Source organism: Bifidobacterium sp. ESL1133 (assembly GCF_058107325.1).
Window position 1 is genome coordinate 81,247 of sequence record NZ_JBYLUI010000003.1, and the last position, 13,094, is coordinate 94,340.

General features: G+C 57.2%; 13 protein-coding genes and 1 tRNA gene. 2 read left to right on the top strand and 12 right to left on the bottom strand.

The window, feature by feature from the left end; all coding sequences use genetic code 11:
* Positions 1 to 289: 289 nt before the first annotated feature.
* A tRNA-Arg gene (locus AC3B5A_RS03920) sits at positions 290 to 362 on the bottom strand.
* Between the two features lie 170 nt (positions 363 to 532).
* On the opposite strand from AC3B5A_RS03920, the gene AC3B5A_RS03925 reads away from it, so the two are divergent.
* Complete coding sequence (locus AC3B5A_RS03925) at positions 533 to 1,147, top strand: CYTH domain-containing protein (RefSeq protein ID WP_489799046.1); 615 nt, start codon at positions 533 to 535, stop codon at positions 1,145 to 1,147.
* A gap of 113 nt (positions 1,148 to 1,260) precedes the next feature.
* Here AC3B5A_RS03925 and AC3B5A_RS03930 read toward each other — a convergent pair whose 3' ends face one another.
* The 3 genes from AC3B5A_RS03930 to AC3B5A_RS03940 all read right to left on the bottom strand — a co-directional run bounded on the left by AC3B5A_RS03930 (position 1,261) and on the right by AC3B5A_RS03940 (position 4,527).
* Positions 1,261 to 2,217, bottom strand: coding sequence for a tetratricopeptide repeat protein (locus AC3B5A_RS03930; RefSeq protein WP_489799047.1), 957 nt, complete (start codon positions 2,215 to 2,217; stop codon positions 1,261 to 1,263).
* A 67-nt stretch (positions 2,218 to 2,284) separates the two neighbouring features.
* Positions 2,285 to 3,298 carry a DUF8094 domain-containing protein gene (locus tag AC3B5A_RS03935; protein WP_489799049.1) on the bottom strand — a complete coding sequence of 338 codons (1,014 nt, stop codon included), beginning with the start codon at positions 3,296 to 3,298 and terminating at the stop codon, positions 2,285 to 2,287.
* On the bottom strand, positions 3,298 to 4,527 hold the full coding sequence (locus AC3B5A_RS03940) for a hypothetical protein (RefSeq protein ID WP_489799051.1): 1,230 nt from the start codon (positions 4,525 to 4,527) through the stop codon (positions 3,298 to 3,300). Before AC3B5A_RS03940 ends, AC3B5A_RS03935 begins: the two co-directional genes overlap by 1 nt.
* A gap of 176 nt (positions 4,528 to 4,703) precedes the next feature.
* On the opposite strand from AC3B5A_RS03940, the gene AC3B5A_RS03945 reads away from it, so the two are divergent.
* Positions 4,704 to 5,699, top strand: a complete 996-nt coding sequence (locus AC3B5A_RS03945; protein ID WP_489760364.1) for an FKBP-type peptidyl-prolyl cis-trans isomerase — start codon at positions 4,704 to 4,706, stop codon at positions 5,697 to 5,699.
* A gap of 160 nt (positions 5,700 to 5,859) precedes the next feature.
* On the opposite strand, the gene nucS is transcribed toward AC3B5A_RS03945, so the two are convergent.
* The 8 genes from nucS to atpE all read right to left on the bottom strand — a co-directional run bounded on the left by nucS (position 5,860) and on the right by atpE (position 13,053).
* Complete coding sequence (gene nucS / locus AC3B5A_RS03950; RefSeq protein WP_489760363.1) at positions 5,860 to 6,789, bottom strand: endonuclease NucS; 930 nt, start codon at positions 6,787 to 6,789, stop codon at positions 5,860 to 5,862.
* 142 nt (positions 6,790 to 6,931) lie between these two features.
* Positions 6,932 to 7,210: a F0F1 ATP synthase subunit epsilon gene (locus tag AC3B5A_RS03955; RefSeq protein WP_489760362.1), complete on the bottom strand. Its 279-nt coding sequence runs from the start codon at positions 7,208 to 7,210 to the stop codon at positions 6,932 to 6,934.
* Positions 7,210 to 8,694 carry a F0F1 ATP synthase subunit beta gene (gene atpD, locus AC3B5A_RS03960; protein WP_489799053.1) on the bottom strand — a complete coding sequence of 495 codons (1,485 nt, stop codon included), beginning with the start codon at positions 8,692 to 8,694 and terminating at the stop codon, positions 7,210 to 7,212. The genes AC3B5A_RS03955 and atpD overlap by 1 nt, the downstream gene beginning before the upstream one ends.
* An 8-nt stretch (positions 8,695 to 8,702) precedes the next feature.
* Entirely contained in the window at positions 8,703 to 9,650 is a 948-nt protein-coding gene (locus tag AC3B5A_RS03965; RefSeq protein WP_489760360.1) for a F0F1 ATP synthase subunit gamma, read from the bottom strand.
* 3 nt (positions 9,651 to 9,653) lie between these two features.
* Positions 9,654 to 11,285, bottom strand: coding sequence for a F0F1 ATP synthase subunit alpha (atpA, locus tag AC3B5A_RS03970; RefSeq protein ID WP_489760359.1), 1,632 nt, complete (start codon positions 11,283 to 11,285; stop codon positions 9,654 to 9,656).
* Positions 11,286 to 11,346: 61 nt separating this feature from the next.
* On the bottom strand, positions 11,347 to 12,174 hold the full coding sequence (locus AC3B5A_RS03975; protein WP_489760358.1) for a F0F1 ATP synthase subunit delta: 828 nt from the start codon (positions 12,172 to 12,174) through the stop codon (positions 11,347 to 11,349).
* 66 nt (positions 12,175 to 12,240) lie between these two features.
* Positions 12,241 to 12,774 (bottom strand): F0F1 ATP synthase subunit B, encoded by a 534-nt coding sequence (locus AC3B5A_RS03980; RefSeq protein ID WP_489760402.1) that lies wholly within the window; start codon positions 12,772 to 12,774, stop codon positions 12,241 to 12,243.
* 48 nt (positions 12,775 to 12,822) lie between these two features.
* Positions 12,823 to 13,053, bottom strand: a complete 231-nt coding sequence (gene atpE, locus AC3B5A_RS03985; RefSeq protein WP_489760357.1) for an ATP synthase F0 subunit C — start codon at positions 13,051 to 13,053, stop codon at positions 12,823 to 12,825.
* Positions 13,054 to 13,094: the final 41 nt, after the last annotated feature.

The window sequence follows — 13,094 nt, forward strand, 5'->3', positions numbered from 1 at the left end:
CCTCACGCCAACTCACGTGAGCGGTAAATTTCAACTGCCTGTCTTGTTTTTCATTACTCTACAGAATGGATGAAATTTGCAAATATTACATATAGGGCAATATGGTATAGATAAATATACATATTCGTGCAACTAACCAATTACTTGGTCAATCAAGATACATATATTTCAAAAAGCACATTAAAAAAGCTTAGAATAGTGACGCAAATCACAATTCACCAAAAGAAAGAAGAAGAAAACCCGTATATAACTGTATACGCGTTTCAACACCGGCCCCATTGCACATGTGTGGGCTGAATGGGATTCGAACCCACGACCTTCTGTTCCGGAGACAGACGCTCTATCCACTGAGCTACCAGCCCTCAACCTGAACCAGTGTACACACGTACTCGAACAATGCCACGCCGCACACCGAACCCATCACGCGCCAACCTCTCGTCCGGATTCGAACCCACCGGCTCTCCTAAGCAAACCGCACAGCCAACACTCAAAGACGCCGCACACCGCTACACTTAAAGCCATGATTCCCGAGATGAACGAATTTGAATTCGACCGTCGCTTCTACTGCAACGCCGTACCCAAGACGCTTTCCAGCGATGATTTCTCGGCGCTCATTGTGCAGAGTTACTACGTGCATAGCGACAACTACGCATTACGTGTGCGGTTGAGCAGCAAAACCACGCACATCACCATGAGCTCGACCGTCAATCCCATCGACGTTCTTGCCCAATATCAAGACAACTTCACCGAGGCTTCGCTCACCGTCAAAGGCCCGTCTGTAGGAGGCACACGCTACGAGGCAGAGCGTGACCTCGACCCCTTCATCGCCGCAGAACTTATCAAACGCGGTGGCGTGACGATGATTAAAAACCGTTTCAGCGCATGGATCGGTGAAGACGGCTGGGATATAGATGTATTTGGAGGCTGCAACGCGCCTCTGGTCATTGCGGAAGCCAAGCGCAGCAGCCCGGTGACCAATCTGATCATCCCCGACTTCTGCACCACCGAGATTACCGATCAAGCCCGATTCTCCAACGACGGCCTGGCAGAAAACCCGTTCAACCGTTGGCAAAGTGACTTTGAACAAGAACTGCGCGAGGCGGGCCCACACTTCGAGCAGATTTACGGTACCAATCGCACCGTTTGATGGGTTACGCAGCTGAGGCGCACACGCTCAGCTATCAACGTTCCAGCCATTGCCAAGCCGGGTACAACCTGTACACATCGCAATACCCGACCTGCAATCAGTAAACCCTGCAATCAGTACATCAAGCCAGCCAGACGGCGCCTTGCACTCTTCAATCGGTCATCGTCCGCTTCGGGAATGGTGAAATATTCCAGCAGACGCAGCCGAACCGGCTCGAGATCCCCACGATGCCCGTCAGCAAGAAAATCCAACAGCCGACTGAACGCATCACCGATCTGACCGCCAATCATATCGATGTCAGCCACCGCCAACTGCGCATCCACATCATCCGGTCGGTCTGCGGCGGCAGCACGTACCACCCGCACATCAGCATCTGCCGAACGGCCCAACAGCAACGCCTTGGAACGTTCACGCGCCGCCAACGCGTCATTGGGGTTGGCTTCCAGCACAGCTTCATAGGCCGCAGCGGCCCCGGCATAATCACCTTGCGCAGCCAAATCATGAGCCTGCCGGTGTTCCTGCGGCACTTGCGCTTCCTCAGAGTGCTCTGCTGCGGCACCCTCCTGAGGATCCCCCGAATAAGGGGCACGACCCGCCACACCTGATTGCTGGGCAATCTGCACTATCTGCGGCAACAGTTCATCAGCCACTCGTTGCAGTTCCTCATCACCAAGCAACCCCTGAGCAATAGGCATGGGGCGGCCCGCGATAAGCGCAAACAAAGCCGGAGCACCCTGAACCTGCAGCATTTGTGCCACCGTTGGGTTCTGCGCGATATCAACGCGAGCCAACTGCATCTGTCCGTCCAATGCATTGACAGCATCACCCAAAATCCGAGCCATGGAAATCAGTCTGTCGTCATTGTCCACCCACAGCAGCAACAGCACAGGGTACGTGGCAGAAGTCTGCAGCACAGCTTGGAACGTCGACTCATTGACGTCGATAACGTAGCCACCTGCCGCAGGGGCACCACCTGATTGCCCTGGGTCAGCTTGCACCTGATGCTTCAGCGCGCTTAAATCAACCGCGCCTGCAAGGGAAACTCCCGGACGTGCCTGCTCTCCTGCCATGGTGCCTCTTTCCTGCGCCTACCGGCGCTGGTGCTCGTACAACCTCAATTGAATATCACTTGTTTTATCAAAGCGCTGAGACCTGGATGGGCTGACGCTCAGCTCCCACGGCCGTCACCTTCTGCCCGGAATGAGCCGCAGGAATATACAACGCCACTACATTGACGTAGGAGACCTGCATTTTGCTCGTGGCCTTGCCGTTGCCGAACAACGCACGCTCTTCGTCCGAGGCAGGCTGCGATTCACGTCCTTCACCGGCCGTACGAGTCCACCTGGAATCAATGCGCGCCACTACCAAGTCACCCCCGTCGGCGGAGCGCATGACGGCCATCTGATCTGCGGCCGGCGTGAAGGTTTGCGACTGTGTGCCGTTGTTTCGCGCCATGCCGTCCTGCACCGTCTGTGACAGTTTCGAGAGTTCGGACCGGAAGTGATCATCGGCAAACTGGCCGGCATATTTGCTTTGCCCACCGTTGGCGAGCACATCGGCATATTGTGCCACGGCATCTTCAGGAGTCATGATGAGTCCCGAATCCTTCGGATTGCCCATCTGCGAACCGATTGAGGGGATAGCGAACTTTGGCAGCGTCACCCCGGGGAACAACCTCGCCACACCCCACAGCTTGTAGTTGCTGTGTGCGTCCGACTGTTCCATAACCATGAGCCTTTTGGACTGCTGGTCGTGCGTGGTGGTCGTAATCGAGAAGACGGCACGTGGCCACCCTGCGGTGGTGGGAATTACCGTCTGCGAGATATCTCGCGGAATGGTGGCCTTTGCATCGAGCGTGCCTGTAGCTTGGGCGATCTGCAATTCACTTTTGCGCACGTCAAGTGCCGGGCCGAACACCTTGGCATCGAGCCCATCCGCACTTTTGGCTTGATCAGCGCGGTCGAGCGCGTCGAGGATGCCGCCACGAATCTTCTTCTCCTGGGCTTCGGTCAGATCGGGCACTTGGTCTGTGCCTTGCGGTGCCTGCGCTTGAGGAACCTGACCCTCGCAACCTGATACACCGAACATAGCGGCTATGGCGAGCGCGGATGCCGCCAATCGTTGCGCCCATCGCTTCGTTGATACATTCATCACTTGCCCACCTTGTCACTGCTCTGAAGGCCACCATGAGACATATGACCGACTCCTGCCGGAGGCTTCGGCACTGCTGAGGGTGCTGGAGGTTGAGCCGGAGCGCTGGGGGGCTGCGGAACCTCATTCGACAACCTGGTGAGATACGTTTCAAGCTCACGCGGATCAATTACTGAGGTTTCTGCGGTTTCCTCGCCAAATACAGGCTTTGATCGAGGTCCATTGGCAGAGGCAAGACCTGCCAGACTGGCGGATCCTCCCACCGGCACTCCGCCTAGACCGCGGTCGATGAGCGCCGTACTTGCAGATGCTCCGGTATGTTTGGCTGCGACTCGAGCCACGATGTTGTTGGTGGTCGGATCGATAATGCTGGGACCGGCTTGTTCTGCGGCCGCTGCCGCGCGCTGAGCTTCGGCTTCCTGTGCTTGCTCGCGTGCTGCGGAGGTGTGACGCCCCGGACCTGAAGAACTACGGATGTTTCGAGCCAGACCTTGAATGCTTCCGGTGAGCGCTTCGGCCACACTGACCTCTTCGGCTGCACGAATCTGTTTCTGCCTCTTCCTTCTCTGGAAGTGTTCCTTCACCTGCTTGGCGTCAAGAGACAGCACGGAAGCACATAATAGAGCCACTAATGCCAAAACCGCTGCAGCGATGTAGAACGGACCGGTGTTGTTGGAGAGCTTGGTTCTGTCCCAACGCATGCGCACCTGTGCAGAGGACGAGTCCGATCCCAAATCGACTACCGCCACCTGACCGTCGTCGGCACCACCGTTCAGTTTCACATTCCGCGCCCCGCAAACAACACTCGACCACATATCTGATTGTTTGAACGGTACAGCACTGCCACCGAGCGGTTGCCCGTCAGCTTTCGCCGATGCGGTGGAAAGCGTGGACCAATCGCTTAAACCTGTGATACGCGTATATTTCGCCCCTGAGAGCCAGCCGTTCACATCCTTTGCAGTTCCGATGGCCACGCACATATCTGTGCCGGTTTGAGCTTCCGCGCCTTTGCCGTGCTTGCCGTTTGCTTCACTCCGGCCCACAGAAATCATGGTGTTTCTGCCTGGCAGATTCAACACGCCAGCATCGGTAACTATGTAGCGGCTGCCGGACACATCGGCGCTTGCATCAACCTGATCACTCGGCTTCCAGACTGTGTCGTTGAGCAGTCCCAGCACTAGAAAAGCCAGCGCGAGCAGCCCGAAAATAGGCGTGACCACGCCTCGCATGATCCTCGCCTTTTTCGTCGTTCTGACGTTTTTCCGCCGTGCTCTGCTTGTTGTAGAAGTCATAACAGCGTCCATTCTACAGCGTCAGCCTGATAGCAGCACATATATAAGCGCCATTACGCGTTAGCCGAGTCTCCCAGCTATGGAAATCATGGACAGCCGCTAAGGTAGGAAACATGAATAATATGAACAAGTTCCATCGCATTGTTGGTAGTGCGATGGCTGCCGTTTGCGCTTTGAGCCTAGCAGTCGGGCTGGCGGGATGCGGCAGCGATACGGCAGCCGACCAGAAGAAAAAAGACGACACCTCACAGACCAGCAAGGCTTCAAAAGACGACATGGTGCAGATGGCCGGAGTGAGTGCCACCGGTGAGCCCGGGCAGAAACCCCAAGTTTCCTTCCACACTCCAATGAAGGTAGTCAACCATTCCTATGCCGTGATTCAGAAGGGCAATGGGGCTGCGCTTAAAGACGGCGAACGCTTGTGCGTGCAGGATGTCTCCTTGAACGCCAAGGACGGTTCGGAGCTGATGAGCTCGTGGGAGAAGAACACTCCTGACTGCTCGCTTGTCTTGAGTTCGAAAAGCATGAACGCCACCTACTACAATGTGCTCAAAGATCAGAAGATCAACTCCACCGTTGCGTTCGGTGTGAACGACAATAATTCTGCTGGCACGTCCTATATCATGGCGCTCACCATCGTCTCCTCATCGCCGAACCGCGCGCAGGGCAAGAAAGTCGACAATATCCCGGAGAAGCTGCCCAAGGTCTCACTTGACAGCAACGGCAAGCCCTCCATTGATCTGAACGATTTCCACTCTGACGGCAATCTCATCGCGCAGCCGCTCATCAAGGGCGACGGCAAAGTGGTTGAGGCTCAGGACACCATCGACGCCCACTACACCGGTTGGATACGCGACAAGAACGGCAAACCCAAGCAGTTCGACTCCTCCTGGGACCGCGGAGAATCGTCAAGTTTCTCGCTGCAACAGGTTGTCTCGGGCTGGACCAAAGGTTTGACCGGGCAGACGGTCGGATCTCAAGTGCTGCTGATCGTTCCGCCGGACGAAGGCTACGGCAGCACGGAGCAGAAGGGCATTCCCGCCAACTCGACACTGTACTTCGTGGTTGACATTCTCAACGACCAAGGTGTGGTGCAGTCACAGCAATAAGCGACACTGACATCGAGAAGGGGTTGTGCAACGTATAGTGACGTTGCACAACCCCTTTTAGTTTCGGTATCCCAGACCACTCCATCGATTGCCACAGCGTTGACCCGCTTTGCAGCCTTCACACGGCTGAGGTCGGAATAGGTATACAAAACAAGCGCGATCAGAACAGGCGCAAGCTGTCGTCCTCTGTTCCCTTCATATCGTCGTAGTCCAAAATCAAGCATTCGAATCCGCGGGATTCCGCCAATACTTTGGCTTGCGGCGTGATGGTCTGCGCTGCAAATATGCCTCGCACCGGAGCAATGAGCGGATCTTCATTAAGCAACGCACAATATCTGGTCAGCTGCTCCACACCGTCGATGCCTCCATGCCGTTTAATCTCAATGGCGACATGACCGCCGTTAGCGTCTTTGGCCATGATATCAACGGGCCCAACGGGAGTAGGGTATTCACGTCTCACCAACGTGGCGCCCTTGCCGATGCGTTCAATTTGCTCAGCGAGGTAGCGCTGCAAATGGTCTTCCACACCGTCTTTGACAAGCCCGGGATCTTTCCCTAAATCATAGGTGTGATCAGAATAGACATGGCTTACCGTCACTTCGAGTATGTCGTTGGACTTTTGCGCCGCAACTCGGAATATCTTTCCGCTGCTCTCCTGCACCACGGTTTTGGCCCCAGACATGCGCGAGTTGCCGAACAGCGCAGCCTCATCGACCAGTAAATCGGTACCGTCGTCCTCGAATAGCGCGACTTCTTCAAGTTCTCCGCTGCTTGCATGTTCAGCAGCGTTCATCGCTGTTTCCTGCGGCTCCGCAACATCTTGCGGGTCTGCAACTGCCTCATTGTCCACTTCGCAAACGCCGCCGTCTTCACCTTCGACGTTCCTCTGCTCGTCACTCTGCTCTTCGACAGCGATTTCCTTGATAGTGCAGGGCGCTGCCATCCAGTTCAGCGGCTTGTATGAGCCCAATTCTGAGAAAATCAGAAAGCTGTTATCTGCCTTGATCAACAACACACGCTTCGCCTCTGGAAGGTAAGCGTTAAGCCTTCCGGAATATTCAGCACTGCAGTCAGCAACAATTATTCGCACCCCTCCACTCTACCCGAAACCCGAAACCTTGATGTGATACAGCCCACGCACCTCGAAAACCAAACGAGGGCACCCGCCATCTGTGCGGATGCCCTCGTGCCTCACTGTGAAGCTAGGTAGAGAGTGGTTCATCGACTCACGATTACTGCGCGGAATCGCGAACCTCACCCTCTTCCACGGCTACGGTAAGCAGGTTAGAGTCAAAGGAAATGAATCCATCGGTCACCGAGAAGGTGTGGCGCCGGCCTTCGGTATCAAGCGCGGAAACAATGCCACCGGTGATGACAGTGAGCACCGGCTCATGCCCGGGCAAAATACCCATGCCACCTTCAGAAGCGGGGATAGTGACCGAGGTCGCCTCTCCGCTCCACAGCGGACGATCCGCGGCCACGATGTTCACCTTCATGGAAGACCCAGTCATCACTCACCGTATTCCTTCTGCATATCGTGCCACTTGTGCTCGAGGTCATCGATGCCTCCGATGCCGGAGAACGCCTGCTCCGGAACCTCGTCGTACTTGCCGTTGCAAATACGGCTGAAGGCCTCGATGGTCTCTTCAGCAGGTACGTAAGACCCTTCGCGACCGGTGAACTTCTGCGCAACGTAGAAGTTCTGACCGAGGAACTGCTCGATCTTGCGGGCGCGATTCACGGTGGTCTTGTCTTCCTCGCCGAGCTCGTCAATGCCAATCAGGGCGATGATGTCCTGCAGCTCCTTGTTGCGCTGCAGAATCGCCTTGACCTGGTTGGCGGTGTCGTAGTGCGCCTGACCCACGTAGCGCGGATCGAGGATGCGCGAGGTCGAAGCCAGCGGATCCACGGCCGGGTAGATGCCCTTTGAAGCGATGTCACGAGAAAGCTCCGTGGTGGCGTCCAAATGGGCGAACGTCGTGGCCGGGGCCGGATCGGTGTAATCGTCGGCGGGCACGTAGATGGCCTGCAGCGAGGTGATCGAGTGGCCGCGCGTCGAGGTGATGCGCTCCTGGAGGGAGCCCATCTCGTCCGCCAGGTTCGGCTGGTAGCCCACGGCGGAGGGCATACGCCCAAGCAACGTGGACACCTCGGAACCGGCCTGCGTGAAGCGGAAGATGTTGTCGATGAAGAGAAGCACGTCCTGGTTCTGCACGTCGCGGAAGTACTCGGCCATCGTCAACGCCGTCAGCGGCACGCGAAGACGGGTCCCCGGCGGTTCGTCCATCTGGCCGAAGACCAACGCGGTCTTCTCCAAGACGCCAGCCTCAGCCATCTCCCCGATCAGGTCGTTGCCCTCACGGGTACGCTCGCCCACGCCGGCGAACACGGAAACGCCGCCGTGGTTCTGCGCCACACGCTGGATCATCTCCTGGATGAGCACGGTCTTGCCCACGCCTGCACCACCGAAGAGGCCAATCTTACCGCCCTCGACGTACGGTGTGAGCAGATCGATGACCTTGATGCCAGTTTCGAACATCTGCGTGCGGCTCTCAAGTTGCTCGAACGCCGGGGGATTGCGGTGAATGGACCACCGTTCCTTGATGTCGATATGTTCGTCCGGCGTGGCATTGAGGATATTGCCCGTGGCGTCGAAGACATGCCCCTTGGTCACGTCGCCGACAGGCACCTCAATGGGACCGCCAGTGTCTCGCACCGTGGCACCACGCACCAGGCCGTCGGTTGGCTTCAGCGCAACCGTTCGCACTGTGGAGTCGCCGAGGTGCTGCTCAACCTCAAGGGTAATCTCCTTAAGCGTCTCGCCTTCCTCATCGCCCACATTGCTGATGGCAACCTTGAGAGCATTGTAGATGTCAGGCATGTGGCCTGCCGGAAACTCGACGTCGATCACCGAGCCCTGAACGCGTGTCACGCGCCCGGCGCTGGGGTCGTTCGTCGGCTTTTCGGCAGCCGCCGTAGACTGGGTCTCAGCCATATGCGTCCCTACTCTTCCTTCTTGTTCAGCGCATCCGCGCTGCTGATTATCTCAGTAAGTTCCTGGGTGATCGAAGCCTGACGCGAAGCATTGAGTTTGCGCGTAAGCTCGTCGATCAGATTGTTGGCGTTGTCGGTGGCAGTGTGCATGGCGTTCTGCCTGCTGGCGGTCTCCGAAGCGGCCGCGGTGAGCAGACATTCGTGAATACGCGACTGCACGTATTTCGGCAGAATCGCATCGAGCACCTTCTCGAAGCTTGGCTCGAACAGGTACAGTGGCGGTGTCTGCGGCTCTGGCACCGCGGCATCGGTATCCCCACTGGCACCCTGCGTTGCAGCACTGTCTCCGGTTTCAGCAGAATCCACTACCTGCACCGGCAACATACGCAATACACGCACCTTCTGTACCACCATGTTCACGAACTCGGTGAACACGATATACAGCTCGGAAACACCTCCGGCAGAAGCCGGCTGCATATAGCGCTGCAGCAACTCGTCGGCAATCTCACGCGCTACTTCCACGCCAGGATGGTCACTGCTGCCCTCCCAGGTATGAGCAATCACGCGGTTGCGATACTTGTAGTACGAGATGCCACGGCGACCATACACATACAGCTCGGGCTGCTTGCCTTCACCGTCGAGGCGCGAGAGCAGCGATTCCGTCTCGCGAATAATCGAAGACGTGTATGCGCCGGCCATGCCTCGATCCGCCGTCAGCGCGAGCACGGCCACCCGGGGGTTGCTTTTGCGCTCGGTGACGATCGGATGGTCGATATCGGTGTGCACGGCCAGCGCCTGCACGGCGTCGAAGATCGCATCGCTGTACGGCTTCGCATTCAAAGCTACAGTGCGAGCCTTGGCGATGTGCGAAGACGCAATCATCTCCTGCGCGTTGAAGATTTTACCCAGCGACGCAGTGGAGTTGATCCTTGTTTTCAATGCGAGTTGAGACGCCATACGCTACCTGTCTCCCGCCTTGATTTGCTCCTGCTCGACCTGAGCCGGTGTGAAGTCGTCCTGTTCCTTCTTGGAGACAAGCGGCGTGCCGGCCTTCGTCACGTACGTACTACGGAAATCCTCAACGGCCTTCTCCAAAGCCGCTTCCGTCTCGCTGGTGAAATCTCCGGTATCGCGAATTGTGGAGAGAACGCTGGTGTTGTGGTCAACGTAGTCCAGCAGCCCCTTCTCAAACGGCAGCACATCCTCGATTTCCAAGTCGTCAAGCTTGCCGTGCGTACCGGTCCACACCGAAACCACTTCCTGCTCCATCGAATAGGGCGAGAACTGCTGCTGCTTGAGCAGCTCGGTCAGGCGGGCGCCACGGGTGAGCTGGGCCTTGGAAGCCGCGTCCAAATCGGAGGCGAACATGGCGAAGGACTGCAGCGAGCGGTACTGGGCCAGCGAAATCTTGAGCGTGCCGGAGACCTTCTTCAAGGCCTTCGTCTGCGCGGCGCCGCCCACACGGGACACGGAGATGCCCACGTCCACGGCGGGGCGCTGGTTGGCGTTGAACAGGTCGGACTGCAGGAAGATCTGGCCGTCGGTAATCGAGATGACGTTCGTGGGGATGTAAGCCGAGACGTCGTTCGCCTTGGTCTCCACGATCGGCAGGCCGGTCATCGAGCCGCCGCCGAGCTCGTCCGAGAGCTTCGCGCAACGTTCCAGCAGGCGGGAGTGCAGATAGAACACGTCGCCCGGGTAGGCCTCGCGCCCCGGCGGGCGACGCAGCAGCAGGGAAATCGAACGATAGGCCTCAGCCTGCTTGGAGAGGTCGTCGAAGACGATGAGCACATGCTTGCCGTGATACATCCAGTGCTGACCGATGGCCGAGCCGGTGTAGGGGGCGATGTACTTGAAACCTGCGGAATCGGAAGCGGGGCTGGCCACGATGGTGGTGTACTCCATGGCGCCGGCCTCTTCCAGGCTCTGGCGCACGGAGGCGATGGTGGAACCCTTCTGGCCGATGGCCACATAGATGCAGCGCACCTGCTTCTTGGGGTCACCACTCTCCCAGTTTGCCTTCTGGTTGATGATGGTATCGATGGCGATGGCCGTCTTGCCTGTCTGACGGTCTCCGATGATGAGCTGGCGCTGGCCGCGACCGATCGGGGTCATGGCGTCGATGGCCTTGAGACCTGTGGAAAGCGGTTCGTCCACCGGATGGCGGTGCATCACGTCAGGTGCCTGCGCCTCCATGATTCGGCGGCCTTCGCTCTTAATCTCGCCCAAACCATCAATAGGTTTTCCTAGCGGATCGACCGTACGGCCAAGGAATCCGTCACCTACTGGTACGGACAGCACCTCACCGGTACGGCGCACCTCTTGGCCTTCCTCGATGCCTGCAAAGTCACCGAGTACAATGACGCCAATCTCACGTGGATCAAGGTTGAACGCCAAGCCGAGCGTGCCGTCTTCGAACGTCAGCAGTTCGTTGGCCATGCAACCAGGCAGTCCCGTGACGTGCGCGATACCGTCGCCGGCCGTAGCAACATATCCCACCTCTTGGGCGGGAGTGTCGCTGGGCCGGTACGACTCGACGAAATCGTCGAGCGCCTCGCGCACCTTGGCGGGATCAATGGTAAGTTCTGCCATTGCATCACTCCTTATTCATTAATTGTTCTGGCTTATGCCAGTAAGTCTCGCTTTGTCTCGTTCACACTTGAGCTTTGACGCTGCGTTTGAGCGCATCAAGCTGAGCCACCACGGTGTTGTCCCACACCTCGTCGCCCACCTGCACCCGCATACCGCCAAGCACCGATGGATCGACGACTGAGTGCACATGCACCTGCCGTCCAAGCTTTGCCGAGTAAACCTCGACAAGTCTCACCATCTGATCGTGAGTCAGCGCTGTGGCCGTGGTAACCGTCACCATCGACTCTCCCATATGACGGGAGAACTTGGCAATCAGCCATTCCACGGTTCCCAAGAATCGACGGCGCCGCGGGTTGAAGGCGATATGCTCAATCAAGTGCATCGTCACCGTATCAAGTCCACTGTCGTCGAACACGCTGTGCAAAAGGTCAACGCGTGCCTGTGCAGGAGCAGATTCGTCGCCGAGTTTGCTGCGCAGTATCGGCATGTCAGTCAGCACCGATTGAATCTGTGCCAACTCGACCGAAACTTGCAACGTGCTGTCTGCAGCATCCGCGGCATACATCATCGCATCCACCGCGAAATCCTCCACGGCATTGGCGATGTCGGAGACACGGCTCCACTTGTGTGCCACCAAATCAGTGAGAATCTCAAGCGTCAGAGGGTGGACGGCATCACCGACAATCCTCTGAATCAACGTCACTTTGTCGGCAGTGTTCCGCGAAGGATCAGTGAGCGAACGCTCAACCTGAGCATTGCCGTCAAGCAGGTCAGTGAGCTCAAACAGCTCCTCGCCGATGCGCCCGGCTTCGCGACCTGAATCACGAAGTTTGGGAGCCAGTGAGTCTCTAGACTCACGATCCGCACTCAACGATGCTTCTCCTCGCATGTTCACCCCTTCCACAAATCATCTTGTTGCCTTTGGCTGCACCGACAAGCACAGCCATTTTCCGCGTCACTGACGCTGCTTCTCGTCTTCACCGCCCAATTGTCCAATCATCTGATCGAGCATCTGGGACTGTGCAGCGGAGTCTTGCAGCTTCTCACCCAAGATCTTGCCAGCCAACGCCGTAGCCAATTCGCCGACGTCACCTTTGAGACTCACCAACGCCTGCTGCTGCTGGGAGGCGATGGAACGCTCCGCATTGGCAGTAATCTGCGCAGCCTCGGCATCAGCCTTGGTATGCGCGTCGGAGATGATGTGAGATGCCTCGTCACGGGCTTCGTCTTTGATCTTCGATGCTTCCACGCGAGCGGAATTGAGCTGATCTTCGTACTTCTTCTTCGCTTTGTCCGCATCCGCCTTGGCCGCTTCAGCCTTGGAGATGTTGCCTTCGATCTTCTCGGCGCGTGCGTCGAAGATGGCGTTGAACTTGGGCATGAAGAACTTGTAGAAGAACAGTGCGACGATAACGAGAATGATCAGGGACCACACAATGTCGTACACCTTGGGAATGAACAGGTCAATGCCGCCCTCTGCAAGTGTCATCATGAAGCCCTCCTTTCAGTTTCGTGTTTCAAGTACCGTCGTCCAGGCTCAGTGAGCCATGATGAAGGCGACGAAACCGATCAACGCCAACACCTCGACCAGAGCCAAGCCGATGAACATGATGGTCTGAATCTTGCCGCTCATCTCAGGCTGGCGGGCCGTGGATTCCATGGCCTTGCCGAACAGGATGCCCAGACCGATGCCGGGGCCGAGAGTTGCCAGACCGTAGCCGATGACGCTCAGGTTGCCAGCGACCTCCGCGAGAGTGATGATACCCATTTGTTTTCCTTTCTAACGTGGAGAATTCACATTAAAATCTT

Excerpts from the sequence above, each read along its gene's own strand:
- AC3B5A_RS03925 (WP_489799046.1), top strand. The coding sequence starts at position 533 with ATGAACGAATTTGAATTCGACCGTCGCTTCTACTGCAACGCCGTACCC.
- AC3B5A_RS03930 (WP_489799047.1), bottom strand. The coding sequence starts at position 2,217 with ATGGCAGGAGAGCAGGCACGTCCGGGAGTTTCCCTTGCAGGCGCGGTT.
- AC3B5A_RS03935 (WP_489799049.1), bottom strand. The coding sequence starts at position 3,298 with ATGAATGTATCAACGAAGCGATGGGCGCAACGATTGGCGGCATCCGCG.
- AC3B5A_RS03940 (WP_489799051.1), bottom strand. The coding sequence starts at position 4,527 with ATGCGAGGCGTGGTCACGCCTATTTTCGGGCTGCTCGCGCTGGCTTTT.
- AC3B5A_RS03945 (WP_489760364.1), top strand. The coding sequence starts at position 4,704 with ATGAATAATATGAACAAGTTCCATCGCATTGTTGGTAGTGCGATGGCT.
- AC3B5A_RS03955 (WP_489760362.1), bottom strand. The coding sequence starts at position 7,210 with ATGACTGGGTCTTCCATGAAGGTGAACATCGTGGCCGCGGATCGTCCG.
- atpD (WP_489799053.1), bottom strand. The coding sequence starts at position 8,694 with ATGGCTGAGACCCAGTCTACGGCGGCTGCCGAAAAGCCGACGAACGAC.
- AC3B5A_RS03965 (WP_489760360.1), bottom strand. The coding sequence starts at position 9,650 with ATGGCGTCTCAACTCGCATTGAAAACAAGGATCAACTCCACTGCGTCG.
- atpA (WP_489760359.1), bottom strand. The coding sequence starts at position 11,285 with ATGGCAGAACTTACCATTGATCCCGCCAAGGTGCGCGAGGCGCTCGAC.
- AC3B5A_RS03975 (WP_489760358.1), bottom strand. The coding sequence starts at position 12,174 with ATGCGAGGAGAAGCATCGTTGAGTGCGGATCGTGAGTCTAGAGACTCA.
- AC3B5A_RS03980 (WP_489760402.1), bottom strand. The coding sequence starts at position 12,774 with ATGACACTTGCAGAGGGCGGCATTGACCTGTTCATTCCCAAGGTGTAC.
- atpE (WP_489760357.1), bottom strand. The coding sequence starts at position 13,053 with ATGGGTATCATCACTCTCGCGGAGGTCGCTGGCAACCTGAGCGTCATC.